The sequence below is a fragment of the Janthinobacterium sp. AD80 genome (assembly GCF_002878455.1).
Taxonomy (GTDB): domain Bacteria; phylum Pseudomonadota; class Gammaproteobacteria; order Burkholderiales; family Burkholderiaceae_D; genus Janthinobacterium.
Window position 1 is genome coordinate 1 of record NZ_NRDQ01000062.1, and the last position, 15,241, is coordinate 15,241.

General features: G+C 63.2%; 13 protein-coding genes and 1 pseudogene. 4 read left to right on the forward strand and 10 right to left on the reverse strand.

The annotated features are described in order from the left end of the window. The 6 genes and pseudogenes from JaAD80_RS13455 to JaAD80_RS13480 form a co-directional block, all read right to left on the reverse strand. A pseudogene (locus JaAD80_RS13455) lies at positions 1-204 on the reverse strand (cupin-like domain-containing protein); the annotation flags it as partial. A gap of 53 nt (positions 205-257) precedes the next feature. Next, positions 258-1,283, reverse strand: coding sequence for a chemotaxis protein CheB (locus JaAD80_RS13460; protein ID WP_308410601.1), 1,026 nt, complete (start codon positions 1,281-1,283; stop codon positions 258-260). Between the two features lie 289 nt (positions 1,284-1,572). Continuing rightward, entirely contained in the window at positions 1,573-2,316 is a 744-nt protein-coding gene (locus JaAD80_RS13465) for a DNA-binding protein (RefSeq protein ID WP_102294706.1), read from the reverse strand. Positions 2,317-2,458: 142 nt separating this feature from the next. Continuing rightward, on the reverse strand, positions 2,459-3,076 hold the full coding sequence (locus JaAD80_RS13470; RefSeq protein WP_102294707.1) for an LON peptidase substrate-binding domain-containing protein: 618 nt from the start codon (positions 3,074-3,076) through the stop codon (positions 2,459-2,461). A 54-nt stretch (positions 3,077-3,130) separates the two neighbouring features. Continuing rightward, on the reverse strand, positions 3,131-4,369 hold the full coding sequence (locus JaAD80_RS13475) for a DEAD/DEAH box helicase (RefSeq protein ID WP_102294773.1): 1,239 nt from the start codon (positions 4,367-4,369) through the stop codon (positions 3,131-3,133). A gap of 119 nt (positions 4,370-4,488) precedes the next feature. Beyond that, positions 4,489-6,720: a TonB-dependent siderophore receptor gene (locus tag JaAD80_RS13480; RefSeq protein ID WP_258002981.1), complete on the reverse strand. Its 2,232-nt coding sequence runs from the start codon at positions 6,718-6,720 to the stop codon at positions 4,489-4,491. 237 nt (positions 6,721-6,957) lie between these two features. On the opposite strand from JaAD80_RS13480, the gene asd reads away from it, so the two are divergent. Then, positions 6,958-7,806 (forward strand): archaetidylserine decarboxylase, encoded by an 849-nt coding sequence (asd, locus tag JaAD80_RS13485; protein ID WP_102294709.1) that lies wholly within the window; start codon positions 6,958-6,960, stop codon positions 7,804-7,806. A 15-nt stretch (positions 7,807-7,821) separates the two neighbouring features. On the opposite strand, the gene JaAD80_RS13490 is transcribed toward asd, so the two are convergent. Then, entirely contained in the window at positions 7,822-8,727 is a 906-nt protein-coding gene (locus tag JaAD80_RS13490; RefSeq protein ID WP_102294711.1) for a LysR family transcriptional regulator, read from the reverse strand. 114 nt (positions 8,728-8,841) lie between these two features. Between JaAD80_RS13490 and JaAD80_RS13495 the strand changes: the two genes are divergently transcribed. The 3 genes from JaAD80_RS13495 (at position 8,842) to JaAD80_RS13505 (ending at position 11,453) form a co-directional block, all read left to right on the forward strand. Then, on the forward strand, positions 8,842-9,441 hold the full coding sequence (locus tag JaAD80_RS13495) for an FMN-dependent NADH-azoreductase (RefSeq protein WP_102294713.1): 600 nt from the start codon (positions 8,842-8,844) through the stop codon (positions 9,439-9,441). 71 nt (positions 9,442-9,512) lie between these two features. Then, the gene (locus tag JaAD80_RS13500; protein WP_102294715.1) at positions 9,513-10,388 is read left to right on the forward strand and encodes a pirin family protein; all 876 of its coding nucleotides are present in this window, start codon (positions 9,513-9,515) and stop codon (positions 10,386-10,388) included. Positions 10,389-10,505: 117 nt separating this feature from the next. Next, on the forward strand, positions 10,506-11,453 hold the full coding sequence (locus tag JaAD80_RS13505) for a cation diffusion facilitator family transporter (protein WP_102294716.1): 948 nt from the start codon (positions 10,506-10,508) through the stop codon (positions 11,451-11,453). A gap of 136 nt (positions 11,454-11,589) precedes the next feature. On the opposite strand, the gene JaAD80_RS13510 is transcribed toward JaAD80_RS13505, so the two are convergent. Genes JaAD80_RS13510 through JaAD80_RS13520 form a run of 3 tightly spaced genes read right to left on the reverse strand, consistent with a single transcriptional unit; the run spans position 11,590 to position 15,153 of the window. Beyond that, positions 11,590-13,842, reverse strand: a complete 2,253-nt coding sequence (locus JaAD80_RS13510; protein WP_102294718.1) for a bifunctional (p)ppGpp synthetase/guanosine-3',5'-bis(diphosphate) 3'-pyrophosphohydrolase — start codon at positions 13,840-13,842, stop codon at positions 11,590-11,592. A gap of 32 nt (positions 13,843-13,874) precedes the next feature. Continuing rightward, positions 13,875-14,225 (reverse strand): RidA family protein, encoded by a 351-nt coding sequence (locus JaAD80_RS13515; RefSeq protein ID WP_102294719.1) that lies wholly within the window; start codon positions 14,223-14,225, stop codon positions 13,875-13,877. Between the two features lie 46 nt (positions 14,226-14,271). Further along, positions 14,272-15,153, reverse strand: a complete 882-nt coding sequence (locus tag JaAD80_RS13520; RefSeq protein ID WP_102294721.1) for an alpha/beta fold hydrolase — start codon at positions 15,151-15,153, stop codon at positions 14,272-14,274. Positions 15,154-15,241: the final 88 nt, after the last annotated feature.

Below are 15,241 nucleotides of genomic sequence, written 5' to 3' on the forward strand. Positions count from 1 at the left end.
AGCGCGCGCCGCGTGGCGGATGGCCTCGCGCATGGCGTGGATGGACGTCACGCCACGCACCTGCGCATCCTTGTGCTCGCGCGCCTGCTTGCGGGCAAGGGCCGCTTCGGGAGAGCTGAATTCGGCGGGCGGCCGGGGCGGCAAGGCGCGCGCCGGCATGGGGGCCGCCGCCAGCTGGGGCGGCAGATTTTTTTCTACGGGCATAAACCTTCTTTGCTAACAAGATGTCGCGCGGCATGGCGCGCCAGTGCGCTATTTTAAGCCAGCAAGGCCCGCTTGAGCAGCTCGGCCTGTTCGCCAGCCTCGCGCGCCTTGAGGCCATACTCGCTGGCCGTGCCCGGATGCAGCCAGGCCTGGGCCTTGGCGGCCAGGCTCAGGTACAGCTTTTCCTTTTCCTGCAGCGCCCGCACGGCGGCCCAGATGGCCTCTTCCGCCTTGTCATGCTGGAGTTCCCCAAGAATTTTTGCCGTGAAACTGTGGCCCGTATGGCAGCGAAAGCGCTGCGGCTGCTGGCCGTTCAACTCCCACAGGGTACCCTGGCATTCGGGACAGGTGAAGGTCGATGGCGTGGCGATCTTTTCCAGTTGTTCCATGTTTCCCACTCCCCTGGCAAAACGGTTTTCCACGGCGATCCAATGGGGGACAGGCTGTACCGGCTGTGCCTGCTGAAGGGCCAAAGGCTTGCCGCTGGCCAGCGCCAGCAGGGCCGGGGCGATTTCCGCCACCGGCAAACGCCAGTCCACCTCCACATGGTCGATCGCACTTTGCGGCATCGAGGGCGCGTGCGCCTCCTGCGGCTCCTGCACCAGTGCCTTGCCGCCGCAGGCCTTGATGGCCTGCAAGCCGGCCGTGCCATCGTCGAGATAGCCGCTGAGGATCACGCCCACCACCTTCGGGCCGAAAGCGGCGGCGGCACTGCGAAACAGGGGATCGATGGCGGGACGCGTATGGTTTTCCTTCGGCCCCCGCGTCAGTTCGATGCTGGGCTGGCCAGCCGTGTTGGCCACCAGCATATGCCGGTCCGGCGGTGCCAGCAGGATGCGCCCGGGACGCACGGGTTCGCGCTCCTCGGCGAAGCGCACGGGCAAGGCGGACGTCTTGCCGAGGATCTCGGGCAGCAGGCTCTTGCGCGCCCCCAGATGCGTCACCACCAGCACGGGCGCCGGCAAGCTGGCGGGCAGACCTGCAAAGATGGCGGACAAAACATCCATGCCGCCCGCCGAAGCACCAATCACTATCAACGCCTGCATCCCCGCCCCCGTCGCGCAAAGTCCCGCAACCATTCTGCGATGCAGCGCTGCACGCTTCCGTGCGCCGCTTAACATACGGCATCACTATGGCGCCGCGTCAAACATGCGCCGTATCGACACTTATCTTGTTGCGGCCGGCTCCATACGGTTATCGACACCTTGTTGCTGCATCAGACAGGCAACGTATCGACACCTGACAACACCGTAGCGAGCGGAAGGGAAAGCTGGCCGAGAAGCGCCTCCGTACTTGGTACGGAGGCGCCGAGCCAGTGCGCATCGCAGGCCGCCTATACCGACGCGCAGCAGCTTAGGCCATGCGTTCTCAGACAGGGGTTTTGAAGATGGGATCGACGATGAACTGCTGCGCCTTGATGCGCAAGGTGCGCTCCTCGTCCAGCTCGGCGCGCGTTTCGCCCAGCTCTTCGCGCTCCGCTTCCAGTTCCAGGCGCGCGGCGGCCAGTTCCGTTTCCACGCGCGTCAGGCTTTCCAGCTTCAGCTGGGCCTGGATCAATTCGGCACGCGCCGCTTCGGCAGCTTCTTCCAGGCGAGGAATGCCTTCGAGCTTGAATTGCGCCTTGGCCAGGTCCATGCGCGCCTGCTCGGCCGCCTCTTCCAGGCGCGGCAAGCCTTCCAGGCGCAGCTGCGCCTTGGCCAGGTCCGTGCGGGCCTGGTTCGCCACTTGACGCTCGCGCTCGAGTTCCTCGCGCAGGGTCTCCAGCTCGCCTGCCTGCAGGTCGAGCAGCTCTTGCTGGCGCTCGTTCTCGCTGGCCAGGTCCATCAATTCCTGTTGATTGTCATTCATCTCGGCTTCATGCGCGCTGTGGCTGGCGCTCAATTCCTGTCCTACATAATCGAGGATGGCTTGCTGCAGCACGGGCGACAGTTCGGCGGCAGCCGCGATCTGGCGCTGCGCACCGGCCTTGCGGCGTTGCAGGAGCTTGCTGATGGTGCCCAGGCAGGCGCCATTGCCCAGCCGCTCGCGCAGCGCGCGCACCGTGATGGCCAGGCCTTCGGCCGCCATCGCTTCCATTGCCGCATTGATCTGTTCCGCGCTTACTTTTGCCATGTTGTCTACTCTTGAATGTTGCCGGGGGCCATCTTGCTCAGGGGCATCATCTTATGCCAGCGGCGGCAAAGCGTAAAGTATTTCTCAATAGAAATTGCAATTACACAACGTGACATTGTGCAAACATGCGGCATGCACTGCTTCAGTCTTCCAGCAAGCCGTTTTCCGTCAGCATGTCCTGCACCAGTTCCAGGCGCAGCACGGGATTGTCCTGGCTCAGCAAAAGCTGCTTTTGCATGGCGTTCAGCGACAGCAGTTCGCACCAGCGGTTCGCCACCCAGCCGCACTCGTCGAGCCGGTATGGCGGCTGCAGCGGCATTTGCTCAGGCGGAATCTTTTGCTCCTGCAAGGTGCGTATCAGCGCGCCGAGCGCATCGGCCACGTTCTGCTGCTCCTGGGGAATGGGAATGGCCTTGTCGGGCGCCAAGGTTTCAATCTGCGCCGTCCACAGGCCGTGCTTCAGCTGTGCGCTGGAGACGATGTGAAAACGCTGCATGCCCATGCATTTGATTTGCAGCAAGCCCGACAGCGGCGCGGCCCAGTCGATGACGCGCGCCAGGGTGCCCACGGGTGCCAGCGTTTCCAGCTGGCCCGGCTTGCGCACTTCCGCGCCGTCCAGCAGCTGGACCACGCCGAACGGCTGCTCGCCCATGATGCACTTGCGTATCATGTCCAGGTAGCGCACCTCGAAGATCTGCAGGGGCAGATAGCCATCGGGATACAGCACCGTATTGAGCGGGAACAAAGGTATCGAGGTCATAGGCGCATGATGGCACGAATGGCATATCCGTGCTGCGCGCCTTGCACCTGCCGACTATTTGTAGAAGCGGCGCTTTTTCGCTCTCTCTGCCGCCTTCGGTGCCAGCACTTTCACGGCCTTCTTCTGGATGGTGCCGCCGGCCGACGTGCCCGGCACGCGGTGTTCCGCCTCGAAACCCGGTTCCTCATGGCGCTTGAGGGTTTGCCGCGTCAGCGCTTCCACGGCCGACAGCAATTCCACCTCGTCGGCGCAGACCAGCGATACCGCTTCGCCCGAGGCGCCCGCGCGGCCCGTGCGACCGATGCGGTGGATATAGTCTTCGGCCACCGTGGGCAAGTCGAAATTGACGACGATCGGCAACTGGTCGATATCCAGGCCGCGGGCGGCCACGTCGGTGGCCACCAGCACTTGCACCTCGGCCGCCTTGAAACGGGCCAGCGCGCGCAGGCGGTTGGGTTGTGTCTTGTCGCCGTGGATCGAATCGGTGCGCAGACCCTGCTCCAGCAAGGTCGCCACCAGTTGCTCGACGCCCTTGCGCGTCTTGACGAAGACCAGTACCTGGCCCCAGCGCTTCTTCTTCAGCAGGTGCAGGAACAATTCCGGCTTGCGTTTCTTGTCGCACACGATCACCGACTGCTTCACGGCTTTCACCGTGCTGTTGCGCGCGCTCACCTCCACGGAAACAGGGTCCTTGAGCATGGTTTTCGCCATGGCGCGGATGGCGTCCGAGAAGGTGGCCGAGAACAGCAGGGTCTGACGCTGCTTGGGCATGGTCATCAGCAGCAAATCGAGTTCGCGCTCGAAGCCCAGGTCGAGCATGCGGTCGGCTTCGTCCAGCACCAGGGTCTGCACCTGTTCGAACTTCACGGCGCCCTGCGTCTGCAAGTCCAGCAAGCGGCCCGGCGTGGCCACCAGCACGTCGAGGCCCTTGCGCAGTTTGCTGATCTGCGGCTCGATGGGCACGCCGCCATAAGCGACAAAACTGCGCAGCGGCAAGTTGCCGCCATAGCTGCGGAAGCTGGCATACACTTGCTCGGCCAGTTCGCGCGTGGGCACCAGCACCAGCACGCGCACGCACTGCGGCGCCACCACGCCTTCCAGGGTCAGGCGCTGCAACAGGGGCACGGCAAAGCCTGCCGTCTTGCCCGTGCCCGTCTGGGCGGCGGCCATCAGGTCGCGCCCGGCCAGCACGGCGGGAATCGCCTGCGCCTGCACGGGCGTGGGCTTGGCATAGCCAAGCTCATCGAGTTTGCGGACCAGGGGATCGATCAGGCCGAGGGAGGAAAACGTCATGGGAAAAGCAATCTTGGCAAAGTAAAAGGCGGCGCGCACGGACAGGCCGTGCGCGCGATTGCCGAGATTATAGGCCAGCGGGGGTGCCGGCCGGGATTTTCATCGGCAAGGCACGGCGCTCAGAACTTCATTTCCATGGTCGCGCGCGCCTGCGGCGAAGTGGGCGACACGCCCGTGCGGGCAATGGTGCCGCTGGCATCCGTGTAGTAGGTATTGCTTTCAAAATCTTGCGCCAGCAAATTCGACACGGCCACGCGCAACTGGTTCTTTGCATCGAATTTCCACACGGCATACAGGTCGAGGTCGCGGCGCGGCGACGTATAGGCGCTCTGGCGCTCCGTGATGCGCACGGGGCCGCCTGTACGGAAGTTGAAGCTGCCGCCCGTGCTCAGGACGCCATCGGGCGTCTTGTAGTCGAGCCCGACATTGCCGCTAAGGGGCGTCTGCTGGTCGAGCCGGTTGTTCGGCCCCGGCACATGCTCCACCTGCGACCAGTTGCGGCTGATGCTGGCCCGTAGGTCGAGCGCCGGCATGGGTGCGGCCAGCACGGCGCGCAAGGGGAACTTCGCTTCCAGTTCCAGTGTCTGAGTATTTGCGCGGCCATCGTTGATGGGCGTGGAGACCCAGCGTTCATCGATGAACAGCAAGCCTTGGCGCGTGTAGCCGTCAATGCGGCGGGCCGAGGCGCGCGCGCTGAGCAAGGCGCCTTCGGCCCAGTAATGTTCGTACGAGGCATCGAGGCCCAGCGCCAGCTCCGGTTTCAAGTTTGGATTGCCGACCCGGTCAGGATCCGTCTGGCTATTGTTCGTGGCAATACTACGGCGCGGGATCAGGTTGGACGTGGACGGCGACTTGTAGGTGCGCGTCAGGGCCAGGCGTACCTGGTCGCCCTTGGTATCGGGCAGCTTCCACAGGGTTTGCAGCAGCGGACTCCAGACGCTGCTGCGCTGCTGCACGGCGTCAAAGGTGTCGCCCGCGCTGCGCGTGTCAATGCCTTCCCAGCGCAGGCCCGCATACATGGACCAGCGCGGCGTGATATCCCATTCATCCTGCGCATACACGGCCAGGAGCTTGATATCGGCATCGAAATGCTCATCGCTGTTCACGGGTGGCTGGCCGCCCGGCAACGCTTGCTCGCGCTGGCGGCGCGCTTCCTCGCGCTGGCTGACGGTGCCATCCCAGCCCATGGACAGCGCGTGGCCCGGCATCCACGGCGTGGAATACTTGCCGGTGGACGACAGGCTGCTGTAGCTCGCCTTGACGCGCACCTTGCGGTCCAGCGCCAGCCCCGTGCCATCGATATAGCCGAGCGGATGGCTGTCGGCCGTGTTGCTGGTGGCGCTGGCCCGTACGCCCAGTTCCAGCCTGGCGCCGCCTTCAAGCTTGCGCACCCAGCTCAGGTCCGTCCGGCCAAAAACAAAGTCATTGCCCGACGTGCCATCATTGGTGTCGTATTCGGGCCGCGCGCCCAGCAGCGTCTCGGTCAGGTTATGGCTGCGGTTCTCGCTGCGTCCGGCATTCAGGAAAAACTGCGCCGTCAGGCTGTCGCCGTCCGCGTAGGCCCAGTTCAAGCGGGGCGACAGATTGATGCCCTCGGAACGGCCATGGCCCGTGCCGGTAATGCGGCGCAGCAGGTTTTGCCGGCCATCGGGCAAATAGCCGAGGTCCAGCGCCGGCTTGTCGGCGGGATTGTCGTACTGGTAATCGTAGCGGTAGAACGAGGCGGCCAGCGAATACGAAAAAATGCCGTCCTTGTCCGACCATTGCAGATTGCCATTGCTGGAAAACGCATCGCGGCCGCCGCCCGCGCCCAGTTTCACGTCGCGCTGCGCCGTCTTCACAGCTTTCTTCAGCACCACATTGATCGTGCCGGCGATCGACTGCGTGCTGTACTCGGCGCTGGCAGCATGCAGGATTTCGATGCGCTCGATGACGTCGGGCGACAGGGTATCGAGTGAAAAACCGGCCGGTGCCCGTTCGCCATTGAGCAGGATTTGCGTGTAGCCGCTGCCCAGGCCGCGCATGCGGATTTCCCCGCCCGGGCGCCCCGCCGCGCCCGTGACGGTAATGCCGGGCAGGCGCTTGAGCACGTCGGTGACATTCGTATCGCCATACTTGAGGATTTCCTCGCTGCTGACAATCATCTTGCTGGCCGTGTCGTCGCGGCGCGGGTCATAGCCGCCCTTCACTTCCACCGTCTGCATGGCTGGCGCGGCTGCCTTATCGGCCTTGGCTGGCGCGGCGCTCAGGCCATCGGCTGCGGACGTTTCGGACTGCTGGGCATGGACATGGCAGGCAAACAGGACGGCGGAGGCAACAACGGTGAGACGGAACGAACGGCGTGGCATCATGGCTGGGCTGAAAAGTGAACTGAATAAAAATAGCTAAAAAGCAAAAAATTGGCAGCTGTATTTTGCGGCAATTTTGCCCGTATGGCACGGCTTCCCGAAAATATTTCTTATGGAGAATTAAATTCGGCAAGAGCACAGGAAAGCTGTGTCTCGTGCGGTTCGTATCATTGCGCGCCACATCGCCGCTATAATGCGTTTTCGCCATTATTCCGATCATCCCGTCAAAGGCTTCCCATCGTGTCTGACCGTCTTGCCGTCCTGCCCCAATATCTGCTTCCAAAAGGAGCGTTGACCAACTTCGCCGGCCGCATCGCCGGCGCCAAGGGCGGTGCCATGACCACGCGGCTGATCCGCTGGTTCGTCGGCCGCTACAACGTCAACATGGATGAGGCGCTGGACCCGGACATCACGCACTACACCAGCTTCAACGACTTTTTCACGCGCGCGCTGCGCCCCGATGCCCGTCCGCTGGCCAGGGCCGACTACGTCTGCCCCGTCGACGGCCGCATCAGCCAGTTCGGCACGATCGACAAGGACCAGATCTTCCAGGCCAAGGGCCACAACTTCAGCACCACGGCCCTGGTCGGCGGCGATGCGGCCCTGGCGGCCCAGTTCGAGCACGGCAGCTTCGCCAACCTGTACCTGAGCCCGCGCGACTACCACCGCATCCACATGCCGTGCGACGGCCGTTTGACGCGCATGATTTATGTGCCCGGTGAACTGTTTTCCGTCAACCCGACGACGGCGCGCGGCATTCCCGGCCTGTTCGCCCGCAACGAGCGCGTCGTCTGCGTGTTCGACACGGCCAACGGCCCCTTCGTCATGACCCTGGTCGGCGCTACCATCGTCGGCAGCATGGCCACCGTCTGGCACGGCGTCGTCAATCCGCCCCGTACCGGTGAGATCCGCGACTGGAGCTATGCGAACGACAATGTCGTGCTGAAACAGGGCGAAGAACTGGGCCGCTTCCTGCTCGGTTCCACCGTCGTCATGCTGTTCCCGAAAGACACCGTGCAATTCAACGCCAATTGGCAACCAGCCGGCCCCGTGCAGCTGGGCGAAGTCATGGGCAACCTGCCCAGGTAAGCCAACGGGACGCGCCTACACGGGCGCGTCCGTTTTGTACATCTCCTCCATCAAGTCCAGGAACGCGCGCGTCTTGGCCGGCATCAAGCGCCGGCCGGGAAACACGGCCCAGCCCGTGACCAGCGGGAAACTCCATTCCGGCAACACGCGCACCAATTCCCCCGTCGCCACATAGGCCTTGGCAAAGCGGTCCGTGCTGGCCGCGATGCCCACACCCGTGCACGCCATGCGCACCAGCAATTCCGGCGAGTTGGCCAGCAGGCGCACGGGCAAGTCGCGCTCCCACGTCGTCTTGCCACGTATCAAAGTCCAGTGCACGAGGCCATGCACGGCCCTTGGCAAACTCAGCAGATCGTGGCCATACAGATCATCGGGATGCTCGGGCAAGCCGTGCACGCTCGTGTATTGCGGCGAGGCGTACAGGGCCAAGGTACTGAAGGCCACGCGGCGCGCCGACAGGCTGGCATCGTCAGGCAGGTTGCCCATGCGGATGGCCAGGTCGAAGTTCTCTTCCAGCAAATCCACCCGGCGCGCCGACAAGTCCAGTTCCAGCGAAATGGCCGGATAGCGGCGCACGAACTCGGCCAGCACCTGGCGCATCAGCGCGTCACCGAAGTCGGCCGGCATGGAAATGCGCAGCAAGCCGCTGGGGCCGGCCTGGCGGTGCTGCGCCAGTGCGCCAGCCGCCTCCGTTTCTTCCACCACCTTGCGCGCATGCTCGAGCAGGCTGGCGCCAAACTCCGTCAGCGCCAGCTTGCGCGTCGTGCGCAGCAGCAGGCGCTCGCCCAATTTGGCTTCCAGCTGCGAAATGCGCCGCGACAGGGTCGACTTGGGCAAGTCCACGCGCACGGCGGCACGACTGAAACTGCCGCATTCGACGACTCTGGCAAACAGCAGCAAATCTCCGGGATCGATATCCATACTTTTGATTGTTCCATGGGTGGATTAATGTTATCCATTTTAACGGCTTCCGCATCAATTTTGGAATTGCTATAGTTCATCCATCGCAAGACACCTCACAACGGAGAAAACAAGATGAACATCCTGCAAATCAATTCCAGCGCCCGCAGCACCGGCTCCGCCTCGACCCGCCTGGCTGACGCCATCGTCGCCCGCGTACAAGCAGCCAACCCTGGCGCCGCCCTCGTGCGCCGCGACCTGGCCGCCGCACCGCACCCCGTGCTCGACGAGCCGACCCTGCAAGCGCTGTTTACCCCAGCCGATAAACGCACGCCGGAGCAAGCGGCCCGCATCGCCCTGGACGACGCCCTGATTGCCCAAGTACAAGCAGCTGACGTGATCGTCATCGGCGCGCCGATGTACAACTTCGGCATCACCGTGCAACTGAAAAGCTGGTTCGACGCGATCGCCCGCGCCAACGTCACCTTCAAGTACACGGAAAACGGCCCAGTTGGCCTGCTGAGCGGCAAGAAAGTCTATGTGGGCCTGTCCCGCGGCGGCTTGCACCGCGACAGCGCCAACGACAGCCAGGTGCCTTACCTGAACACCATGTTCGGCTTCCTGGGCATGACCGACGTGCAATATGTGTATTCGGAAGGCATGGGCATGGGTCCGGAAGCCGTGGCCAAGGCGCAAGCCCAGGCGGACGCCGAGATCAACGCCATCCTGGTGTAATGCACGTACCAAGCTGCGGTCAGACGGAGACGCCGAGTTCCGGCGGGTCTGACCCCAAACAGGAGAAAACAATGAGCGATATCATCACCGTCAACAAGGCACGCGCCGTCGAGCGCGTGATCGCCGGCCAGGCCGTCATGGATGGCGCCGGCGTGAAGATCAACCGCGTGCTGACGCAGCAGCTGCAGCGCCGGCTCGACCCGTTCCTGATGCTTGACAATTTCGCCAGCGACAAGCCGAACGACTATATCGCCGGCTTCCCCGAGCATCCGCATCGTGGCTTCGAAACGGTCTCGTACATGATCACGGGGCGCATGCGCCACAAGGACAGCGCGGGCAACGAAGGCTTGCTGACCTCGGGCGGCGTGCAATGGATGACGGCCGGCAGCGGCGTGATCCATTCGGAAATGCCGGAGCAGGAAGAAGGCGTGATGGAAGGATTCCAGCTGTGGCTGAACCTGCCCGCGCGCGACAAGATGCGCACGCCGTGGTACCGCGATTTCACGAGCAGCGAGATTCCCCGCTACACGACGGACGCGGGTGTGGCCGTGCAAGTGATCGCCGGCGAGAGCCATGGCGTGACGGGCGCCGTACAGCGCGAGCTGACGGAACCGCTGTACCTGGATATCGACCTGCCGCCAGGCACCAGCTTCGAGCAGCCGCTGCCGGAAGGGCATAACGCTTTCATCTACACCTTCCGTGGCGAAGTGCAGGTCGACGGCAAGGCCGTGCCCGCCCTGCGCATGGCCATTTTCAGCAATACGCCAGGGGCCGACGGCGTGCGCATCGAAGCGCCCGCAGGCGGCCGCGTGATACTCATCGCCGGCAAGCCGCTGAACGAGCCGATCGCGCAGTACGGTCCGTTTGTCATGAATACCCAGGCGGAAGTGTTCCAGGCCGTGCAGGACTTCCGTGAAGGCAAGTTTGGTGAAACGGCCGCACAGTAACACCATGTGCTTCAAGAAAAACCTGCAGCGCCGCAAGGCCTGCAGGTTTTTTTATGCGCAGGCTGTTTTGTTGCTTTTCAATTACACTGACGGCAAGTTCATTTCACGAAGCATGCCATGCAGCCGACGCACGACAGTACCGAACACGACGCCGCCCATTTGCACGCGCATTTGAAAGGCGACGCCAAGCATACCCACTCGTTCGAGGGGCGCAGCCAGAGCATCCTCGCGTGGGCGCTGGGCCTGACCCTGTCATTCGCCGGCATCGAAGTCATCGCCGGCTTCATGTCCAATTCGCTGGCGCTGATTTCCGACGCGGGCCACATGGTCACGGACGCGGCCGCCTTGGGCCTGGCCCTGCTGGCGCAGCTCATCGCGCGCCGCCCGCCCTCGCCGCGCCACTCGTTCGGCTTTGGCCGCGCCGAAGCGCTGGCCGCCTTTGTCAACGGCCTGGCCATGCTGTGCGTGGTGGGCTGGATCTGCTATGAAGCCGTGCAGCGTTTTTCCACGCCGCAAACCGTGCAAGGCGGCATGGTCTTCGTCGTCGCCTTCATCGGCCTGGCCATCAACCTGGTGGTGGCGTGGGTCCTGTCGAAGGACAAGCAGAGCGTCAACACGCGCGCCGCCCTCGTCCACGTGATGGGCGACTTGCTCGGTTCCGTCGCCGCCATTGTCGCCGGCGCCGTGATTTACTTCACGGGCTGGATGCAGATCGACCCGCTGTTGTCGGTGCTGGTGTCCCTGCTGATCCTGAAGTCCACCTTCGGGGTATTGAAAGAGTCGTACCACTTCCTGATGGAAGGCGTGCCCATGCACATCGACTACCTCCAGGTGGGCGCGGACGTGGAGCAAGTGGACGGCGTGATTGCCGTGCACGACCTGCATGTGTGGGACATGTCGCCAGGCCAGCCGGCCCTGATCGGCCACGTGGAAATCGAACACCTCGACCATTGGCCGAAGGTCTTGCGGGCGATCAAGAAGATGTTACTGAGCAAGCATGGCATCGACCACATTACCTTGCAGCCGGAGACGGCCACGATGGCGGGCTTGCACGAAAACACCTGATCAAACCTACTGCGCGTCGCGCTTTGCGGCCGGCGATGCTCACCGTGCTTCAGCACGGTTGCGCTTCTCGGCCACAAATCACTGACGCTCGCTACGGTTTTATCAGGTGTTGTTACTCTGGACAACCCCAAAAGCGCTAGCTGCGACGGGCCTCAAGCACCCCGCTCACGTCTTTAATTACATTCAGCGCCTTCAACAGCTGCGCCGTCGAACTGATCTCGGCCGTAAACGTCATGCGGGCCTGGCCCTTGGCGCTTTGGGTGTTGACGCCGATAACGTTGATTTTCTCGCGCGAAAAGATTTCGGAGATGTCGCGCAGCAATCCCTGGCGGTCGCCGGCGAGAATGAAGATGTCGACCGGATACACCGTGTCGTGGCCGCCCGTGCTGCCCCACTCCGTGAAGATCACGCGTTCGGGCGCCTTGGCGCGCATTTCCTCGAAATTCTTGCAGGTGGCGCGGTGAATGGAGACGCCCTTGCCGCGCGTGACGAAGCCGACGATGCTGTCCGGCGGCGCCGGCTTGCAGCACTTGGCCAGCACCGTCATCAGGCCCTCGGTCCCCACCACCAGCACGCCGGACTTGGCGCCCTGCTCCACGCTGGAGGCGCGGCTCTTGCCCACCAGCACGGCGTCTTCCGGCACCACCACTTCGCCATTGTCGTGCAGCGCCTGCTCCACGTGGCGCAGGCTGAATTCATCCTTGCCCACCGACAGGAACAGCTCGTCTACCTTGGCAAAACCCAGCTTTTGCGCCAGCGCTTCGAGGTTGACGGCCGTCTTGCCTTCGCGCTGCAGGGATTTCTCCACCAGCGCGCGGCCGTGGGCCAGGGTTTCCTGCATGTCGATGGCGTGAAACCAGGCGCGGATCTTCGAGCGGGTGCGCGTGCTGACGGCGTAGCCGGCGCTGAGCCAGTCGCGCGACGGCCCGGCCGTGCCAGGCGCGCCCTTGGCCGTGATGATTTCGCAGGTCTGGCCGTTTTTCAGTTGCGTGTTCAGGGGCACCATGATGCCGTCGACCTTGGCGCCGCGGCAGCGGTGGCCCACGTCCGTATGCAGGTGGTAGGCAAAATCGACGGGCGTGGCGCCGACGGGCAACTCCAGCACGCGCGCTTGCGGCGTCATGACGAAGATGCGGTCGTCCAGGGTGGCGGATTTGAGCTTTTCCACCCATTCGCGCTGGATTTCTTCCTGGCCCACGACGGCGTCGGCCACCTCGGTTTTCCAGGCCAGCAACTGGCGCAGCCAGGCGATCTTTTCGTCGTACTTCTGGCCGGCAAAGTTCGAACCGCCCTCTTCCTTGTAGCGCCAGTGCGCGGCCACGCCGTATTCGGCAAAGCTGTGCATTTCATTCGTGCGGATTTGCACTTCCAGCGGCCGGCCATCCTCGGCCGTCACCACCGTGTGCAGCGACTGGTAACCGTTGGGTTTCGGCCGCGAAATGTAATCATCGAATTCTTTCGGGATGGGGGTCCAGATATTGTGGACCACGCCCAGCACCGTGTAGCAGGTTTTCACATCGGCAACGATGACGCGGAAGGCGCGCACATCGTACAGGGCCGTAAAGTCCAGCTCCTTGCCGCGCATCTTGTTCCAGATGCTGTAAATGTGTTTCGGGCGGCCAAACACTTCCGCCTGGATACCGGCCGAAGCCAGTTCCGTCTGCAGGCGCAAAATCGCCGAGGACACGAAGCCCTCGCGCATCATGCGCTTTTCTTCCAGCATCTTGGCGATGCGTTTATACGCTTCCGGCTCGATGAAGCGGAACGACAAATCCTCCAGTTCCCACTTCAGCTGCCAGATGCCGAGGCGGTTGGCCAGCGGCGCATACAGGTCGAGCGTTTCCTTGCCGTATTCACGCGTCATTTCATTGAAAAGTTTTAATTCAGCGAAATAACGCAAGGTCGTCACGCAGGCTGCCAGGCGCACCAGCACGACACGCATGTCGGAGGCCATCGCCAGCAGCATCTTGCGCAAGGTTTCCACCTGGGCCACGGCTTGCTGCGCCGCATTCTTGCCGCGTCCGCCAGCGCTGCCGTGCTGCGCCTGGGTCAGCGCGCGCAAACGGATCAGCTGGCGCACGCCGGTGGCCAGGTCGCACACCTGCTTGCCGAAGCGCGGCTCGATATCGGCCGCGGTGTCCGGCTCGAGCAGGGTCAGCTCGAACATCAGGCCAGCGATGCGCGTTTCCGCATCGCTGCGCAGGAATGCCAGGGTGGTGGCCACGCCGATGGCGAAGTCCAGCGCGGAGCGTCCGGCAAAGGTCAGCTTGTCGCCGTAGGCTTCGGTGGCATACGCAAGCGCGTCCAGCACGCGCGCGCTGTCCGGCGCACTCAGCCCCTCTACCAGTTGTTCCGAGGTGGCGCTGTTCGGGGCCGAGATGGAAACCATGTATTACCTTATCAACTAGAAAACTTAACTGCTTAACGCTCTGCAGCGATGATGACGATTTCAACCAGGCAAGCCGGATTGGCCAGCTTGGCTTCCACCGTGGCGCGCGGCGGCGTATGGCCGGAGGCGACCCAGTCGTCCCACACTTCATTCATGCCGGCAAAATCCTTCATGTCGGCGATGTAGATCTGGCAGGACAGGATGCAAGTCTTGTCGCTGCCCGCTTCCATCAGCAAACGGTCGACGTGGCCCAGCACTTCGCGCGTCTGGCCGACGATGCCCTGCGTGGTGTCTTCCGCGATCTGGCCAGCCAGGTAGATGGTGTTGTTGTGGATGGCTACTTCGGAGAGGCGTTTGCCTACGTGCAGTCGTGTAATTTCCATGCTTTTACTTTCGGTTGTTTCAAAATCTGTACAGCGGTATTTCTGATTACTTGCCCAGCAAAAACTTGCGCGCGATGGCGATCTGGTCGTCGTGGACGAAGGTGGGCGCGTGGCCCACGCCTTCGATTTCCACCAGCTGCGCCTTCGGCCCACGGCCCAGCATCAGCGTGGCCGTCTCGTGCGACAGCAGATCGGATTCCGACCCGCGCACCAGCAAGGTGGGGCAGCGCACGGCATCATACGCGGCCCACAGCATGGCTTCGTCGCTGGCCGCCGATTCCGGCGTGGCCGAGCGGAATGGCATGGCCAGTCCCATATCATAGTGGCGGCGCCAGTGGCCATCCTTATCCTGGCGCAGCACATCCACCGCCAGTTTATGCCATTCGGCGTCCGTGTGCGGGCCGAAGCTGGCGGACACGTCGCGCACAAACCTGGCACCCTGCTCGAACGTCTCGAAACGCAGGTCCTGGCCAATGTAGTCGCCGATGCGCTGCAGGGCTTCCGGCGCCAGGGTCGGGCCGATGTCGTTCAAGACCAGCTTGCTGATCGGGCTGTCCGGCAAGGACGCCAGGCCCAGGCCGATCAAGCCGCCCATCGAGGTGCCGAACCAGTCCACCGTCTGGCGTTCGCCATTGGCCAGCACGCGGGCCAGCAGGGTCACCATGTCGCTCACGTATTGCGGCACGCGGTAAAACTGCGGATTGGCCAGCCAGCCCGAGCGCCCGCGCCCCACCACATCCGGGCAGATGACGCGGTAATCGCTGGCCATGGCGCGCGCCAGGTTGTCGAAGTCGTCGGCCACGCGCGTCACGCCATGGGCGCAGACCAGCACGTTCGGATTATCGGCTGCGCCCCACTCCTTGTACGACATGCGGTGCAGGCCCGCCGGCGAGATGCATTGCACTGACTTGATGCTGGCTTCGATCATGCGATTCCTTAGCACGCCTGACAAAACCTGCTGCGCGCCGGTTTTGTCAGGCCTTGTATTTGGTAGTAAAAAACAAAGAAACCGGCAA

What these genes read in the sequence shown, in the direction of transcription:
- JaAD80_RS13460 (WP_308410601.1), bottom strand. Translation starts at nt 1,283, where the DNA reads ATGGTTGCGGGACTTTGCGCGACGGGGGCGGGGATGCAGGCGTTGATA.
- JaAD80_RS13465 (WP_102294706.1), bottom strand. Translation starts at nt 2,316, where the DNA reads ATGGCAAAAGTAAGCGCGGAACAGATCAATGCGGCAATGGAAGCGATG.
- JaAD80_RS13470 (WP_102294707.1), bottom strand. Translation starts at nt 3,076, where the DNA reads ATGACCTCGATACCTTTGTTCCCGCTCAATACGGTGCTGTATCCCGAT.
- JaAD80_RS13475 (WP_102294773.1), bottom strand. Translation starts at nt 4,369, where the DNA reads ATGACGTTTTCCTCCCTCGGCCTGATCGATCCCCTGGTCCGCAAACTC.
- JaAD80_RS13480 (WP_258002981.1), bottom strand. Translation starts at nt 6,720, where the DNA reads ATGATGCCACGCCGTTCGTTCCGTCTCACCGTTGTTGCCTCCGCCGTC.
- JaAD80_RS13490 (WP_102294711.1), bottom strand. Translation starts at nt 8,727, where the DNA reads ATGGATATCGATCCCGGAGATTTGCTGCTGTTTGCCAGAGTCGTCGAA.
- JaAD80_RS13495 (WP_102294713.1), top strand. Translation starts at nt 8,842, where the DNA reads ATGAACATCCTGCAAATCAATTCCAGCGCCCGCAGCACCGGCTCCGCC.
- JaAD80_RS13500 (WP_102294715.1), top strand. Translation starts at nt 9,513, where the DNA reads ATGAGCGATATCATCACCGTCAACAAGGCACGCGCCGTCGAGCGCGTG.
- JaAD80_RS13505 (WP_102294716.1), top strand. Translation starts at nt 10,506, where the DNA reads ATGCAGCCGACGCACGACAGTACCGAACACGACGCCGCCCATTTGCAC.
- JaAD80_RS13510 (WP_102294718.1), bottom strand. Translation starts at nt 13,842, where the DNA reads ATGGTTTCCATCTCGGCCCCGAACAGCGCCACCTCGGAACAACTGGTA.
- JaAD80_RS13515 (WP_102294719.1), bottom strand. Translation starts at nt 14,225, where the DNA reads ATGGAAATTACACGACTGCACGTAGGCAAACGCCTCTCCGAAGTAGCC.
- JaAD80_RS13520 (WP_102294721.1), bottom strand. Translation starts at nt 15,153, where the DNA reads ATGATCGAAGCCAGCATCAAGTCAGTGCAATGCATCTCGCCGGCGGGC.